Annotated in this window: 16 protein-coding genes and 1 pseudogene; 15 read left to right on the forward strand and 2 right to left on the reverse strand. The window is 71.2% G+C overall.

Going from position 1 to position 13,014, the window contains the following annotated elements; translation table 11 throughout:
• Positions 1-8: 8 nt before the first annotated feature.
• Positions 9-560, reverse strand: coding sequence for a hypothetical protein (locus ACZ68P_RS12370; RefSeq protein ID WP_471005323.1), 552 nt, complete (start codon positions 558-560; stop codon positions 9-11).
• A 309-nt stretch (positions 561-869) separates the two neighbouring features.
• On the opposite strand from ACZ68P_RS12370, the gene ACZ68P_RS12375 reads away from it, so the two are divergent.
• The 15 genes and pseudogenes from ACZ68P_RS12375 to ACZ68P_RS12445 all read left to right on the forward strand — a co-directional run bounded on the left by ACZ68P_RS12375 (position 870) and on the right by ACZ68P_RS12445 (position 9,629).
• Positions 870-1,106: a hypothetical protein gene (locus tag ACZ68P_RS12375; RefSeq protein WP_471005324.1), complete on the forward strand. Its 237-nt coding sequence runs from the start codon at positions 870-872 to the stop codon at positions 1,104-1,106.
• Positions 1,106-1,362 (forward strand): annotated as a pseudogene (locus tag ACZ68P_RS12380) (hypothetical protein). Before ACZ68P_RS12375 ends, ACZ68P_RS12380 begins: the two are co-directional and overlap by 1 nt.
• Positions 1,363-1,946: 584 nt before the next feature.
• A complete protein-coding gene (locus ACZ68P_RS12385) occupies positions 1,947-2,246 on the forward strand; it encodes a gas vesicle protein GvpO (protein WP_471005325.1) in 300 nt (99 codons plus the stop codon).
• Positions 2,247-2,319: 73 nt separating this feature from the next.
• Positions 2,320-2,754, forward strand: coding sequence for a gas vesicle structural protein GvpA (locus ACZ68P_RS12390; RefSeq protein WP_471005326.1), 435 nt, complete (start codon positions 2,320-2,322; stop codon positions 2,752-2,754).
• A gap of 3 nt (positions 2,755-2,757) precedes the next feature.
• The gene (locus ACZ68P_RS12395) at positions 2,758-3,471 is read left to right on the forward strand and encodes a GvpL/GvpF family gas vesicle protein (protein WP_471005327.1); all 714 of its coding nucleotides are present in this window, start codon (positions 2,758-2,760) and stop codon (positions 3,469-3,471) included.
• A 24-nt stretch (positions 3,472-3,495) separates the two neighbouring features.
• Positions 3,496-3,750, forward strand: coding sequence for a gas vesicle protein GvpG (locus ACZ68P_RS12400; protein ID WP_471005328.1), 255 nt, complete (start codon positions 3,496-3,498; stop codon positions 3,748-3,750).
• Between the two features lie 202 nt (positions 3,751-3,952).
• Positions 3,953-4,420 (forward strand): gas vesicle protein, encoded by a 468-nt coding sequence (locus ACZ68P_RS12405; RefSeq protein WP_471005329.1) that lies wholly within the window; start codon positions 3,953-3,955, stop codon positions 4,418-4,420.
• Positions 4,417-5,445, forward strand: coding sequence for a GvpL/GvpF family gas vesicle protein (locus tag ACZ68P_RS12410; RefSeq protein ID WP_471005330.1), 1,029 nt, complete (start codon positions 4,417-4,419; stop codon positions 5,443-5,445). The genes ACZ68P_RS12405 and ACZ68P_RS12410 overlap by 4 nt, the downstream gene beginning before the upstream one ends.
• Positions 5,442-5,717 carry a gas vesicle protein gene (locus tag ACZ68P_RS12415; protein ID WP_471005331.1) on the forward strand — a complete coding sequence of 92 codons (276 nt, stop codon included), beginning with the start codon at positions 5,442-5,444 and terminating at the stop codon, positions 5,715-5,717. Before ACZ68P_RS12410 ends, ACZ68P_RS12415 begins: the two co-directional genes overlap by 4 nt.
• Entirely contained in the window at positions 5,714-6,004 is a 291-nt protein-coding gene (locus tag ACZ68P_RS12420) for a gas vesicle protein K (RefSeq protein ID WP_391134839.1), read from the forward strand. The genes ACZ68P_RS12415 and ACZ68P_RS12420 overlap by 4 nt, the downstream gene beginning before the upstream one ends.
• 80 nt (positions 6,005-6,084) lie before the next feature.
• Positions 6,085-6,498, forward strand: coding sequence for a hypothetical protein (locus tag ACZ68P_RS12425; RefSeq protein WP_471005332.1), 414 nt, complete (start codon positions 6,085-6,087; stop codon positions 6,496-6,498).
• A 207-nt stretch (positions 6,499-6,705) separates the two neighbouring features.
• Positions 6,706-7,320, forward strand: coding sequence for a flavodoxin family protein (locus ACZ68P_RS12430; protein ID WP_471005333.1), 615 nt, complete (start codon positions 6,706-6,708; stop codon positions 7,318-7,320).
• A gap of 54 nt (positions 7,321-7,374) precedes the next feature.
• The gene (locus ACZ68P_RS12435) at positions 7,375-7,548 is read left to right on the forward strand and encodes a hypothetical protein (protein WP_471005334.1); all 174 of its coding nucleotides are present in this window, start codon (positions 7,375-7,377) and stop codon (positions 7,546-7,548) included.
• A gap of 202 nt (positions 7,549-7,750) precedes the next feature.
• A complete protein-coding gene (locus ACZ68P_RS12440; RefSeq protein WP_365722796.1) occupies positions 7,751-7,906 on the forward strand; it encodes a DUF6131 family protein in 156 nt (51 codons plus the stop codon).
• A gap of 109 nt (positions 7,907-8,015) precedes the next feature.
• Complete coding sequence (locus tag ACZ68P_RS12445; RefSeq protein ID WP_471005335.1) at positions 8,016-9,629, forward strand: phospholipase D family protein; 1,614 nt, start codon at positions 8,016-8,018, stop codon at positions 9,627-9,629.
• A 146-nt stretch (positions 9,630-9,775) separates the two neighbouring features.
• Here the strand turns inward: ACZ68P_RS12445 and ACZ68P_RS12450 are convergent, their stop codons facing one another.
• Positions 9,776-12,904: a hypothetical protein gene (locus ACZ68P_RS12450; RefSeq protein WP_471005336.1), complete on the reverse strand. Its 3,129-nt coding sequence runs from the start codon at positions 12,902-12,904 to the stop codon at positions 9,776-9,778.
• Positions 12,905-13,014: the final 110 nt, after the last annotated feature.

Below are 13,014 nucleotides of genomic sequence, written 5' to 3' on the forward strand. Positions count from 1 at the left end.
CGTCTCCCTCAGCTCTCGCCCGAGGGGTCTTCGCCGGCCGGGCCCTCCCGTCTCTCCGGGGGCGTGTCCGTGGCTGCGAGCGCCAGCCTGGCCACCACCGCGTCGGCGACGGCCTCGGCCTCCTCCGCGGACAGACCGCGTCGTGACGCGGTCTCCACGACACGTGTGCGCACCTCGGCCAGTTGCTCGGCGGTCAGCGGGGGGATGGCGAGCGGTTCCTCCGTTCCGTGCCGCATCCTGCGCCACCAGCCCCGTGTGCCGCTGATGGAGGTGTCGACTGCGGACTCCGCGAGCTTCCTCGCGGTCTGATCGAGCACCAGCCACACCACGGGTGTGACCAGCGCCGCCAACTCGCCCAGGCCGAACCCGAGCGGCTCCCGTCGCCCGCCGCTGCCGCCCAGGCGCCGTACCGCCGTGGCGTCGTCGAACTGGGCTAAACCGTCCACCAGGACCAGCTCCGCCGGGGCGACCTCTGCCACCACCTCGCGGACCACCGACCGCACCCTGCGCTGTCCGGATCCGCTCGTACCGGTGCCGGATATACCTGTTTCCGGGTCCATGACGCCCCCCTTGAGTCAGTCGCCCACCGTGTCATCAGGACAGGGAAGGAGACCAGAGGCCCCTCCCCGTCAAGGTCACGACCCGGGACCATGCCCACCGCGGGAGGTGCGCCCAGGGCGCGGGCCGGACCATTCCAATACTCGACGATAGGGGTTAGGGCCCACACCATGCTCGCACCGGTCGAGGATTCGTCATCACCCGCCATCCCTGGGCCTGCTGGTGGGTCCCGCCAGAAGGGAAGTGGTCCCGGTTTCGCGCGCCCGGAGAACCGTGGCCAGTGCACGCCCGTCCGGCCCATGGAGCCGTCGATGAGCGAACAGCCGGCACACGCCGACACCACCGCCCGGCAGCTGCTGGAGCCCGCGGCCGCCGACGCGGTGCGCGCGTACGCGGCCAAGACAGGCGCACAGGCCGCTCAGTTCGCCGCCGTCCTGGAGGGCGTCGCCACCAACGGCCTGCCTGACCCCGAGCAGTGCACGCCGTGGGAGGAGCTGCGCGAGCTTCACCTCGCCCGCCTCGCCATCCAGCGCCCGGCCGTCGCCTGATGCCCGCACACCACGGCCGCCGCGCCAGGATCGCTGCTCCGACGCCGCGGCCAGGCAACTGGAGAACCTCACCACCGAGGCGGAGATCCACGCCCTGGTCGTCATCTCCCTAGACCCGGACATCGGCGACCCGATCCCCGGCGACACCACAGGCCCTCAGCTACGGCAATACGCCGACGAGGTCGAAGCCGTCCGCGTCCTGTACTTCCTCACCGCGCTGCGCACGGTCGTTGTCGTGGCCTCCATCGAGGTCTGACCGGCGTTGAAGTCCGGGCGTCGTCTCCTTTCCGGCTCCCGGAACTACACCGGCGGGGAGAGGGCCCGGTGACGTCGGCGGGGCATCTGTCGGTGGCGCTCGTGGGAGTGTTTCTCGCTGGTTCCGCTGACGGAAGGCCCGCCTGTGTCGCATCGGGCGGCGCTGACGTGCGACTGAGGAGCTGGCTATGGGGTGGAAGAAGGACGGGTTCCCGGCGCGGTCGCCGGCCGGCGCGGCGTGGTGGCGTCGCAGCGGATCCCACCGGATCAGGGAGGCGTGGTCGCACTCCATGACCTCGGCCCGGACCAGGGAGAAGGAGGCACCGGTCCGGGGCGCCGCGGTCGGGCCGGGCCGCGCGCGTGACGTACGTCTCCCCGGCGAGGCGGGTCGGCCCCGGGCCGCCGTCAACCCCCGTACGGGCACGGCGATTCGGAATCCCGCAGGCGTCTCCCCCCGGGCCGCTCGGCCGAATCGGGTTGGGTCACGCATACGTTCGGGCCAGCCGGGCACGCGAACGACAGCCATAGACGGCGGACGGAGAAGAGAATCTCCCGGCCGATCTTCCGGGCCCTACAGGCGGGATCATGAACACGACTGACAAAGAAGGCGACAAGAAGACCGGCGAGCGCGTCGACATCGGCACGGCAATGCGCCGGGCCTCCGCTCAGCTCTCCGAACTCCTCGGGTGCGAAACGGGATCGGTCTCTTCGGTGAAAGCCACCGACGAAGGCTGGTCCGCCGACGTGGAAGTGGTCGAACTCGAAAAGATTCCGGACACGATGAGCGTCATGGCGTCCTACCACGTCGCTCTCGACCCCGAGGGCCGGCTCATGGGCTACGAGCGCACGAAACGCTACGCCCGAGGCCAGATCGACCGCCGCTGACGGCGGACGGGCGCGCCGACGCCCCCCACGCGGGAGGCCGGCCGCCACAGGCATCACCGGAAGGAGTTTCACCGTGACACTCGTCCAGCAGAGCAACGCAACGAGCGGCGGAAGCGGCTCGGGAAATCTTTACGACGTTCTGGAACTCATCCTCGACCGGGGCCTCGTGATCGACGCGTTCGTACGCGTCTCCCTGGTCGGGATCGAAATCCTCAAGATCGACGTCCGTGTGGTCGTCGCCAGTGTGGACACGTATCTGCGGTTCGCCGAGGCGTGCAACCGACTCGACCTGGAATCGGGCCGAAAGGCTCCCACCCAGCTCACCGACATCGTCGGCGACATGACCGAAAGCGGGGCCAGGGGAAAGTCGAAAGGCGCACTGAGCGGTGCCGTCGAGGCATTCACGGATTCCCTGAAGAGCAAGAACGACGACAACGAGGAAGAGCCGCGGAAGCAGCCGGCGCGCAAGTCCACGTCGAGCCGCTCGTCCGCCCGACGCGAGGAGTAGCAGGTGTCCACCTACGTATACGCCATCACCTCCGCCGACCACCCTCTGCGCCTGGACGACCTCCAGGGCGTCGGCGAACCGCCGTCGCCCCTGCGGGCCGTCACCGCGGACTCGGTGGCCGCGGTCGTCAGCGACGCCCCCGAGGGGCTCCGCGCCAAGCGACGTGACGTGCTGGCCCACGAGCAGGTCCTCGAAGCCCTGATGTCGGACGGGGCGACCCTGCCGATGCGGTTCGGCCTCCTCGGCCCCGACGACGCACGGGTGGCGGAGGTGCTCGGCCGGGAGGCCGACGCGTACCGGCAGCGGCTGGCCGAACTCGACGGCCACGTCGAGTACAACCTCAAGGCGGCCCGGGACGAGGAGGACCTGCTGCGCGAGATCATGGTCCAGTCCGAGCAGGTCCGGGAGCTCAACGAACGCACCCGCTCGGAATCGGCGACGCACGACGACCGGATCGCGCTGGGAGAACTGGTCGCCCACGAGGTGGTCGCCCGCGGCGGCAGCCAGGCCGAGGCGACCCTGGAGCGACTCTCCCCGGCAGCGGCCCGGGCCTCCCGGGCCGAGCCGGGATCGAGCCACTTCCTCAACGTCTCGTTCCTCGTCCCGGCCGACTCGTCGGACGCCTTCGTACGGGCCGTGAGCGCGGAGGCCGACCGCCTGGGTGACGCGTACACCTTCACCCTGACCGGTCCGCTCCCGCCGTACAGCTTCGTGTGACCGTCCGGGACGGAGGTACCGACCATGGGGCTCATCACCGGCGTTCTGACCTTCCCGATGGCCCCGCTGCGCGGTACGGCCTGGGTGCTCGACCAGGTGGTGCTCGCCGCCGAGCGGGAGTACTACGACCCCGAGCCCGTACGCAGGCAGCTGGCCGCACTCGCCGGGGAGCTGACCGAAGGCCGTATCGACGCGGAGGAGTTCGACCGGCGGGAGGACGAGCTGCTGGACCGCCTCGACGAGATCGAGGAGTACCGGCGACGGGCGAGCGGCTCATGACCGCCTCCGGGGACGGCCGGCCCGGCGCGCCCCGGGCGCGCCGGCCGTGACGCCCGGCGCCCGGCCCCCGGCCGGTCCGATGCCCGGGTCGGCGAGGGACGGCGGCCGCGACGAGAGTCACGGCCGCCGTCCCTTGCCGGGCGGGCCGTCCCGTCGCCACAGCCGACCGAGAGCACGAGCACCACGACGACAGGGGCGAACCGTGTCCGATTCACTCGCAGGCCGTATGGCGGCCCCACCGCGCACCTCACCGGTCCACGGCCCACAGGGCTCCTCCGCGAACCTCGCGGACATCCTGGAGCGGGTGCTCGACAAGGGCATCGTCATCGCCGGCGACATCCAGATCAACCTCCTCGACATCGAGCTCCTGACGATCAAGCTGCGGCTGCTGGTCGCCTCGGTCGACAAGGCGAAGGAGATGGGCATCGACTGGTGGGAGCACGACCCCTCCCTCTCCTCGCGGGCCCGTCCGCCGCGGTCCGTCGAAGGCCGCCACGAAGCGGACGGCGCGGACCACCGGGCCGTCGGCGGCAGCGACCCGCTGGCCGAGGAGAACGAACGCCTGCGCGCGGAACTCGCCCGGCTGCGCGCGGCCGTCGAACCGGCCGCGGACACGCGGGAACCGGCGGACGGCGGGCGGTCGCACACGAGAGAGGAGGGGCCGCGGTGACCACGCGAGAACAGACTTCGCGAGACGAGAGCACGCGGGAGCAGACTTCGCGGGACGAGATCACGCGGGAGCAGGTCACGCGCGACGAGATGACGCGAGAACAGACCCCGCGAGGACAGGCGGAGGAGGCCCCGCGCGCCCGGTCCGGGGAGACGCCGGTCCCCTCCGACGCCGGCCCGGAGCTGACGTACGTCTACGCCGTCGGGCGCGACGACGCGGCGCTGCGCCGCACCGCCGCCGCCCTGACCGGCGTCGACGGGCACGCGCTGCGGCTCGTCGGTGCCGAAGGGCTCGCCGCGCTCGTCTCGTCCGTACCGGCCGACGTGTTCGGCGAACAGGCCCTGCGGGCCCAGTTGGAGGACCTGGCCAGGCTGGAGGCGATCGCCCGGGCGCATCACGCCGTGGTCGTCGCCGCGTTCGCCGAGACGGTCGTCCTTCCCCTGCGGCTGGCGACCGTCTACCGCGACGAGGGCCGCGTCCTCGCCATGCTGACCGACCAGCACCGGCGTTTCGAGGAGCTCCTGGCCGGCCTGGACGGCCACGTCGAGCTGGGCGTGAAGGTCTACGCCGACCCGGGAGCCGTACCACCGCCCGCGGACCCGCCCGCACCCGCCCCGTCCGGCGGCGGCTCCGGCCCGGGCCGCGCCTACCTCGCACAGCGCCGGGCGCGCCGGCGCACGACCCAGGACCTGTACCGCGCAGCCGGGGACGTCGCCGCCGAGGCGGCGCGCGTGGCGGAAGGGCTCGCCCGCGCCAGGGCGGTGCACCGCCCTCAGCAGGGCGAGCTGTCCGGGCACCGGGGGGAGAACCTCTCCAACGAGGCGTACCTGGTGCCGGCGGAGAGCGTCAGCCGGTTCCAGGAGTACGTCGGAGCCCTGGACGGGCGCACGCCGGGCGTCCACGTCGAGGTGACCGGCCCCTGGGCCCCGTACTCGTTCGCGACCCCCGACGGCGTGGGCGGGGACGCGGGCGCCGACGGCGGGGCGGGCGCGGACGCGTGCGAGGACGAGGGTGCGCCGCGATGAGTACCCCGCCGTTCACGGAGGACCGTTTCCACGAAGTCGGCCGGGTCCACTCGGGAGGGCGGCTCCTGGACACCGAGCCCCTCGCCGGGCCGCCGGTCGCCCTCATCGACCTGCTGGACCGTCTCCTGACCGGGGGAGCGGTGCTGACCGGGGACCTCGTCCTGTCGATCGCCGACGTCGACCTGGTCCACATCAACCTCCGGGCGGTCATCCGCTCGATCACCGGTGAGGAGCCGGCCCCGGAACTCTACGGAAGGAGGTCCTCGCAGTGAACGAGACAGCCCGCAGGCTGGCCACCGACCCGGACACGGTCGAACGGGACCTGATGAAACTCGTCCTCACCATCGTGGAGTTGCTGCGCCAGCTGATGGAACGGACCGCGGTCCACCGGGTCGACCAGGGCGACCTCAGCGAGGACCAGGAAGAACGCATCGGAATGACCCTGATGATCCTTCACGAACGCATGGAGGAGCTGTGCGAGAGGTACGGCCTCTCGATGGACGATCTCAACCTGGATCTGGGGCCGTTGGGGTCGCTGCTTCCCCGTGACGGGAACTGACCTTCACCGTTTCCGGCCCTTTCGAATTCCGTACCGACACCCACCGTTTCATCTGCGGTTGAACGGCAAGGAGGAATGTCATGACTGCTGAAAGCGACAACGCCAGGAATTCCACCACCACGCAGGCCAAGAAGACGGCGGCCAAGCGGACCGAGACGAAGGCCTCCGGCGCGGCCGCCAAGGCTCAGTCGGCGGCGCGCGACGCCGAGAAGTCCACGTCGTCGACCGTGCGGTCGGCGGGCGACGCCACCAAGCGCGTCGGCCGCGCCGCGGCGAGCGGCCTCCAGAGCGGGCAGCAGGCCGTCACCGCCAACGCCGCCAAGGCGGCGACCGTGGCCACCACGGCATGGACGGTCGTCAAGCAGCGGAAGGCGATCGCCGCCGGAGCGGCGGCGGGCGTCGCCGGAGTCGTCGGCGCCGCCTTCGCCATCGGCCGCTCCACCGCCAAACCCCCGGTCGGGCCGCTGACGCGGCTCGCGCGCGGCCGTATCTGAGATACCCGTCCGGCCCGCCCACCGCCCGATCCGCCCGGCCCCCTCCCCGCGAGGGGGCCGGGCGGATCGGCGTGCAGGGGTACGGGTCCGGGTACGGGGGCCGGCCGGAGCGCCGTGACGCGGACCGGTCGGGGCGCGGTGGCTCGGATGACGCAATATGCCGCTCCGGCTGACATAGCGGACCTCTCGCCGGGTAGCGGGGGACTCATGGACACCACACCACTGCGCGCCGTCGCACTCGTCTGCAGCCTCACGCCGTCGCCCGCTTCCTCCAGCTCGCAGCTGCTGGCCGAGCAGACCATGGCCGCCCTCGGCGACCACGGTGTCACGGGCAAGACGATCCGCATCGCCGACCGCAACGTCCTGCCCGGGGTGGAGACCGACATGGGCAACGGCGACGACTGGCCCGAGATCCGGGACACCGTCCTCGCGGCGGACATCCTGATCCTGTCGACCCCGATCTGGCTCGGGCACCCCTCCAGCATCGCCCAGCGGGTCCTGGAACGGCTGAACGCCGAGCTCTCCGAGACGGACGAGGAGGGGCGCACGCTGACTTACGGGAAGGTCGCGGCCGTCTGCGTGGTCGGCAACGAGGACGGCGCGCACAAGGTCAGCGCCGATCTCTTCCAAGGGCTCAACGACGTCGGCTTCACCCTCGCCCCCAACGCGGTCACCTACTGGGTCGGCGAAGCGATGCAGGGCACCGACTACCAGGACCTGGACGAGATCCCCAAGGCCACGGCCGGCACGACCGCGACGCTCGCCGCCAACACGGCGCACCTCGCCCGGCGCCTGAAGTCGGCCCCCTACCCGCCGTCCTGAACGGCGCACGCACACGCTCGACCGGACGCCACCCCAGAGAAGCGAAGGAGCACCATGACCGAGGAAAAGCGCGGAGAGCACCGCTCGCGGACCACTCCGTCGGAAGCGGTGGGCGAGAGCGGCGACGAGGAGTCCCGGCGCGAGGCCGACGACGCGGTCGTCGACGGCGGGACCGCCGCCGACCGGCGCGGCAATGACGACGCGGCGCCGGAACAAGACGACGACTGAGGCGGGACCGGTGTCATCCACAGTGACCGGACACGCACCGACCGGCATCAAGGCGGAGTCGCTTCCGAGCCGGTTCAGACCGGTGCTCATAAGATTTCTGCCCGCGCCATGAATGAGACGGCTCCATCAGTGGTACTCGCACCATGCCTTTTCACTCCGTTCTTCTCGGCGGAGTCATCCTTTGAGATGCTGGGAGGTCGTCGTGATCATTCTCGGAGTGATCCTGCTGATCATCGGGTTCATCACCGGAATTTCCATTCTGTGGACCATCGGTCTGATCCTCGCCGTGATCGGGCTCGTGCTGTGGGTCGCCGGCGCCGCGGGGCACGCGGTGGGAGGCAGGTCGCACTACTGGTGACGCACATGAGGGGGCCACGCCGGAACGCCGCACGAGCGGGAGGGATCCCGTGCGTGCGGCGTTCCGGGGGAGCGAGCGGGAGGCGACGCCCGGCCGGAGGGGCGACGCCATGACGCACGACGCATGGCTTCTCGTCCCCGGCGAACGCGGCAACACCGCCACACGCCTCGACCGGCGCCGCCCCGGCGGGGCGACCTGGTCCGAGGGGAACGAGGCGCGGCCCGTCGTCCACGGCGCCGCCTACTTCGCGGAGCTCCTCGACGCGATCCGCGCCATGCGCGCGGGGGACCTGCTGCTGTTCACCGACTGGCGCGGCGACCCCGACGAGCGGCTCGACGGCCCCGGCACCGAGATCGGAAAGGTCCTCGGCGAGGCCGCCTCACGAGGAGTCGTCGTCAAAGGCCTCCTCTGGCGCTCCCACCTGGACAACTTCCGGTTCAGCGAGGAGGAGAACCGCCACCTCGGCGAGGAGATCGAGGAGGGCGGCGGCGAGTGCCTCCTCGACATGCGCGTACGGCCCGGTGGCTCGCACCACCAGAAGATGGTCGTACTGCGCCACCCCGGGCGCCCCGAGCGGGACGTCGCGTACATCGGCGGCATCGACCTCTGCCACAGCCGCAACGACGACGCCGCCCACCACGGCGACCCGCAGGCGCTGCCCCTCGCCTCCGCCTACGGGCCGCGCCCGCCGTGGCACGATGTCCAGCTCGCCCTGCGCGGACCGGTCGTCGGCGACATCGAGGCCGTCTTCCGCGAACGATGGGAGGACCCCTCACCGCTCAGCCGCAGCCCGCTCACGCGACTGCGGGAGCTCCTGCACCACGAGGACACCAGCGCCGACTCGCTGCCCCCACAGGCGGCCGACCCGGAACCCCGCGGTACACACAGCGTGCAGGTGCTGCGGACCTACCCCAACCGCCTGCTGCGCGGATACCCCTTCGCCCCCGACGGCGAGCGCAGCATCGCCCGCGCCTACCTCAAAGCCCTGCGACGGGCCCGGACCCTGATCTACCTCGAGGACCAGTACCTCTGGTCCCCGCGGGTGGTGGCGAGCTTCGCCCAGGCACTCCGCGAGCACCCGGGGCTGCGCCTGATCGGCGTCATCCCCTCCCTCCCGGACCAGGACGGCCGCCTCACCCTCCCCATGAACCTCATCGGGCGGATCACCGCCCTCGACGAGCTGCGCCGGGCCGGAGGCGACCGCGTCGCGGTCTACGGCCTGGAGAACCACGCCGGCACACCCGTCTACGTCCACGCCAAGGTGTGCGTGATCGACGACGTCTGGGCCTCCATCGGCTCCGACAACATCAACCTCCGGTCGTGGACGCACGACTCCGAACTCAGCTGCGCCGTACTCGACCGCGGCACGGACCCGCGGGAACCGGGCGATCCCGCCGGACTCGGCGACGGCGCCCGTACGTTCGCCCGGGAGCTGCGCCTGGAGCTCATGCGCGAACACCTGGACGCCGAGGCCCCCGGACCCGGCGAACCGGACGCCCTGTGCGACCCCACGGCCGCCTTCCACGCCTTCGAGGAGACCGCCGCCGCACTGGACGCCTGGCACGAGGGCGGCCGCCACGGGCCGCGGCCGCCGGGCCGCCTGCGCCGCTACGTCCCGCCGAAGCTGCCCGCGGTACGCAGGGGGCTCGCGACGCCCCTGCACCACGCCCTGGTGGACCCGGACGGTCGCCCCTGGCGCCTGCGGCGCCGCAACGCGTTCTGAACGGGCGCGCGTACGCCGGGCCGTGGGGCCGGCCGGGACGGGCGGGCCACAGACTGAACGGGCGGGCCACACAGGCCGGGAGCCCCGGACGCCGTCGAGGCGTCCGGGGCTCCCGGAAGGGTCGGACCAGGGTGGGAACGGAGGCGTCAGCCGAAGGCCTTCACACCCGCCCAGTCGCCGGAGAGGACGACCTTGACGGCCCCGTTCGTGTTGGTGGTCGACGGATGGTAGATGCGTATCTGGCCGTCGTCCTTGAAGCGGACCCACATGTCCGGGATCCGGTCTCCGTTCACGTCGGGGATGCCGACGATCGCCGAGATGTGGGCCTCGGTCCAGTTCGTTCCGTACGAGGTGTCCACACCGCCGCGGGAGTTGGCCGCCACCATCAGTGAGTTGATGTCGACGCTGCCGGCGACCGGCCCGGGCAGGCCGTGACGGATGTAGATGGTGCCGGAGTCAAGGCTGCGCCACAGCAGGTCGGGCGTGCTGTCGAGGTCGACGTCCGCGACGTTGACGATCTCCCGGCGGGCCCAGACGTCGGCGTTCATCAGCGTCGCCGTCTGGAACGTGGCGCCGGTGTAGCCGGACAGGGTCCAGAACGCCGTCCCGGCACGCAGGACCAGGTCGCCTCGCTTGTCGCCCGTGATGTCACCGACGGCCTTCATCTGTGTCCAGGTGGACGGGGCGGGCGCGTTCGACGGCAGCCTGATCTCGATTCGGTCGTCGACGTTGAACGTGCCGTAGCCGTCACCGGGGTAGAGCCAGAACTTGCCGTCGGGCGTGCGGGCGAACAGGTCGGTCGTCCCGTCACCGGGGTAGACGTCGTCGTACTTGGTGATCATCGCCGCCTGGCCGGTGGCCGAGTCGAACCAGTGACCCTGCGGCGACAGCTTGTTGTCGCTCGTGTACGAGCCGGCCAGGCCGCCGTACAGCTCGCCGGCCGGCGTACCGGGGTAGGAGAGCAGGTTGCCACTGGCGTCGATCATCATCAGGTCGGCGATGCCGTCGCCACCCACGTCACCGGGGCCGTCGGCCGAGTCGCGCGGCGGCACGTAGAAGGCGTAGTCCGTACGGGCGCTGACGTTGCCGTTCGCGTCGAGGGCGTAGACGTTCAGCCAGTTGGGGCCGGCGTGCGGCGGAGCGAGGTCCGTCTTGGTGTACGTGCCGTTGGTGGCGTCCACGTCGACGAAGTTGAGGAACTCGAAGCCGTAGCGGAACTTGGCGGCACCCGCGGAGCTGAAGGTGATCGCGCCGGTCTGGCCGAAGTTCACGGTCGCCCAGGTGGCACCGTCGGACGTGGCCCTCTTGAAGACGCTGCTCGTGACGGTGGGCTGTGGCGGCGCCGAGCCGTCGATCGTGAGGCGGCACGGTTCGGTGGTGTTCGGCGGGAAGAAGGAGGAGACGGCGCCCGCCGAGTCCTCGGCCCGCACGTCCCACGAGTACATGGTCTTGTCTTCCAGCGGGAACGTGACGGGGATCGTCACCGTGGCGGTGCCGCTGGAGTTCGGGGTGACCGGGTACTCGGTCGGGGTGCCGCCGGTCTTGAGGAAGCGGAAGCGAATCTTGGACAGGTTGCCGTCGCCGTCCTTGGCGTTGGCCGACAGGGTGATGTTGGTCTTGCCGATCGTGACGCCGCCACCCGGACCGGGCACGCAGGCACCACCGGGGGTGCTCGTTCCGGCGGTGGGCTCGCTCGGCGGACGGTTGTAGTCGACCTCGAGCGTGGCGGAGGTGGCGCGGAACTTGCGCCAGGTCTGCGTGTCCGTCTCGGTCGTGGCGCGCATGCCGAGGGTGATGTTCGACCAGCCGTTGTTCGCCGCCGTCTGCGCGGCCGCCTTCACGTTGGCGTTGTCGAACGCCTCGTACGCGTCCGGGCAGGACGTCGACCAGCCGTGGGCGAAGGACTTCGACTGCAAGTGCGTGGACCAGGAAGGCTGCGCGTTCCAGGTGGTGCCGGTGGAGATTCCGCCGGTCAGGTAGAACTGGAACTCACGAGTGGTGCAGGACCAGGAGTGGTTGTTCAGCACCTTGTAGGAGGCGCGGGTGACCGTGGCGCCCTTCATGGCGGGGTCGAAGCCCATGCGCCAGAAGGAGCGGCCCAGGCCGCCGGTGTCGCTCTCGTAGCCCACGCGGGCGTCGGAGGTACCGGAGGAGAAGTTGGTGCCGTTCCAGAAGCTGCTGTTGGGGTACTTCTTGTAAGCCGTCGTCCACGCCTGCCAGGCGGAGTTCATCGTCGGGTCGACGAAGACGGGGAACTTCACGCCGGGCTTGGTGAGCAGGCCGGTGGCGTCCACGTTGAGGGCCAGCCGCGCGGTGCTCGTCTTGTCGCCGTCGAGCGTGACGGGCAGCTGCGCGGACTGTGCGCCGGGCTCGATGCCGGTCAGACCGGAGAGCTTGAGCACGTCGGCGGGGGTGGCGACGGACGTACGAGGAGCGCTCTGGGGCGCCTCGGGGTCCTGGCCGCTGGAGTCCCACGCGAAGGGGGTGGGGATCGAGGCGACTTCCTTGCCGGCCTTGTCCGAGACGAGCACGCGGCCCTTGGGGGCGTCGAGCTGGAAGGTGGCCGTCTTGGAGCTCAGGCCGTACGCGACGGACTTCAGCGCCTCTTGCTTGGCCGCTTCGGGGGTCTTGACGATGAGGAGCTGGGCGACACCGCCCTCCTCACGCGCGACCAGCAGCAGGTCGACGCCGGGCAGGACCTCGGAGTAGAGGGCGCGCGGGCCGTCGAGGACCGGCTCGGGCAGGGCGCCGGGCCAGGTGTAGGCGACGCTGTGACCGGCGACGTCCATCTCCGCGAGGACGGTCTGGCCGGGCTGCGGGGCGCGGGTGAACGAACGGTCCGCACGAGCGGCGTCCTTGCTGCCGCTGGAGAAGCGGACCGGGACGGCGGCGTTGACGGGGACGATGCCGAGCCCGCGCGGGGCCTTGGCCGATCGGACCAGTGTGTTGTCGATCGGGGCCCACTCGCCGTCGGCGTTCTTCGCCCGCTGCGGTGAGGCATGCATCCGGGTGCGCATCTGCCCGTTGGGCAGGGCCCACGTCTGCCGGGTCGCGGTGGTCGCCGTGTCGACGAGCACCTGCTTCTTGGACCGCTTGGCCTCGGCGACGGCGGCGGCTTCGTCACGCGGACCGGTGGCCGCCGGCTTCGCCTCGGTGGCCTTGCTGTTGCCCTGGGCGACGGGCGGGGTCTGGGGCTGCCACCACGGGATGAGGGCAGCGGTGAGGGCGGCCAGAATGAGGCCGAGAGTCAGGGACAGCCTGGTGCGCGTGCGCACGAATGGGCTGAGAAATCTGGGTGGCGGCGCGGACACGGCGGTCTACTCCCGTAAAAACCAGGCGGAATGGGACAGCACAGACAGCCCCAACGGCGAACCGTGGGGCGGAT

Source organism: Streptomyces sp. NPDC036822, assembly GCF_055609145.1.

Bases quoted from the DNA above. Each gene is read 5' to 3' on its own strand.
- ACZ68P_RS12370 (WP_471005323.1), bottom strand. From the start codon at position 560: ATGGACCCGGAAACAGGTATATCCGGCACCGGTACGAGCGGATCCGGA.
- ACZ68P_RS12375 (WP_471005324.1), top strand. From the start codon at position 870: ATGAGCGAACAGCCGGCACACGCCGACACCACCGCCCGGCAGCTGCTG.
- ACZ68P_RS12385 (WP_471005325.1), top strand. From the start codon at position 1,947: ATGAACACGACTGACAAAGAAGGCGACAAGAAGACCGGCGAGCGCGTC.
- ACZ68P_RS12400 (WP_471005328.1), top strand. From the start codon at position 3,496: ATGGGGCTCATCACCGGCGTTCTGACCTTCCCGATGGCCCCGCTGCGC.
- ACZ68P_RS12415 (WP_471005331.1), top strand. From the start codon at position 5,442: ATGAGTACCCCGCCGTTCACGGAGGACCGTTTCCACGAAGTCGGCCGG.
- ACZ68P_RS12425 (WP_471005332.1), top strand. From the start codon at position 6,085: ATGACTGCTGAAAGCGACAACGCCAGGAATTCCACCACCACGCAGGCC.
- ACZ68P_RS12430 (WP_471005333.1), top strand. From the start codon at position 6,706: ATGGACACCACACCACTGCGCGCCGTCGCACTCGTCTGCAGCCTCACG.
- ACZ68P_RS12435 (WP_471005334.1), top strand. From the start codon at position 7,375: ATGACCGAGGAAAAGCGCGGAGAGCACCGCTCGCGGACCACTCCGTCG.
- ACZ68P_RS12445 (WP_471005335.1), top strand. From the start codon at position 8,016: ATGACGCACGACGCATGGCTTCTCGTCCCCGGCGAACGCGGCAACACC.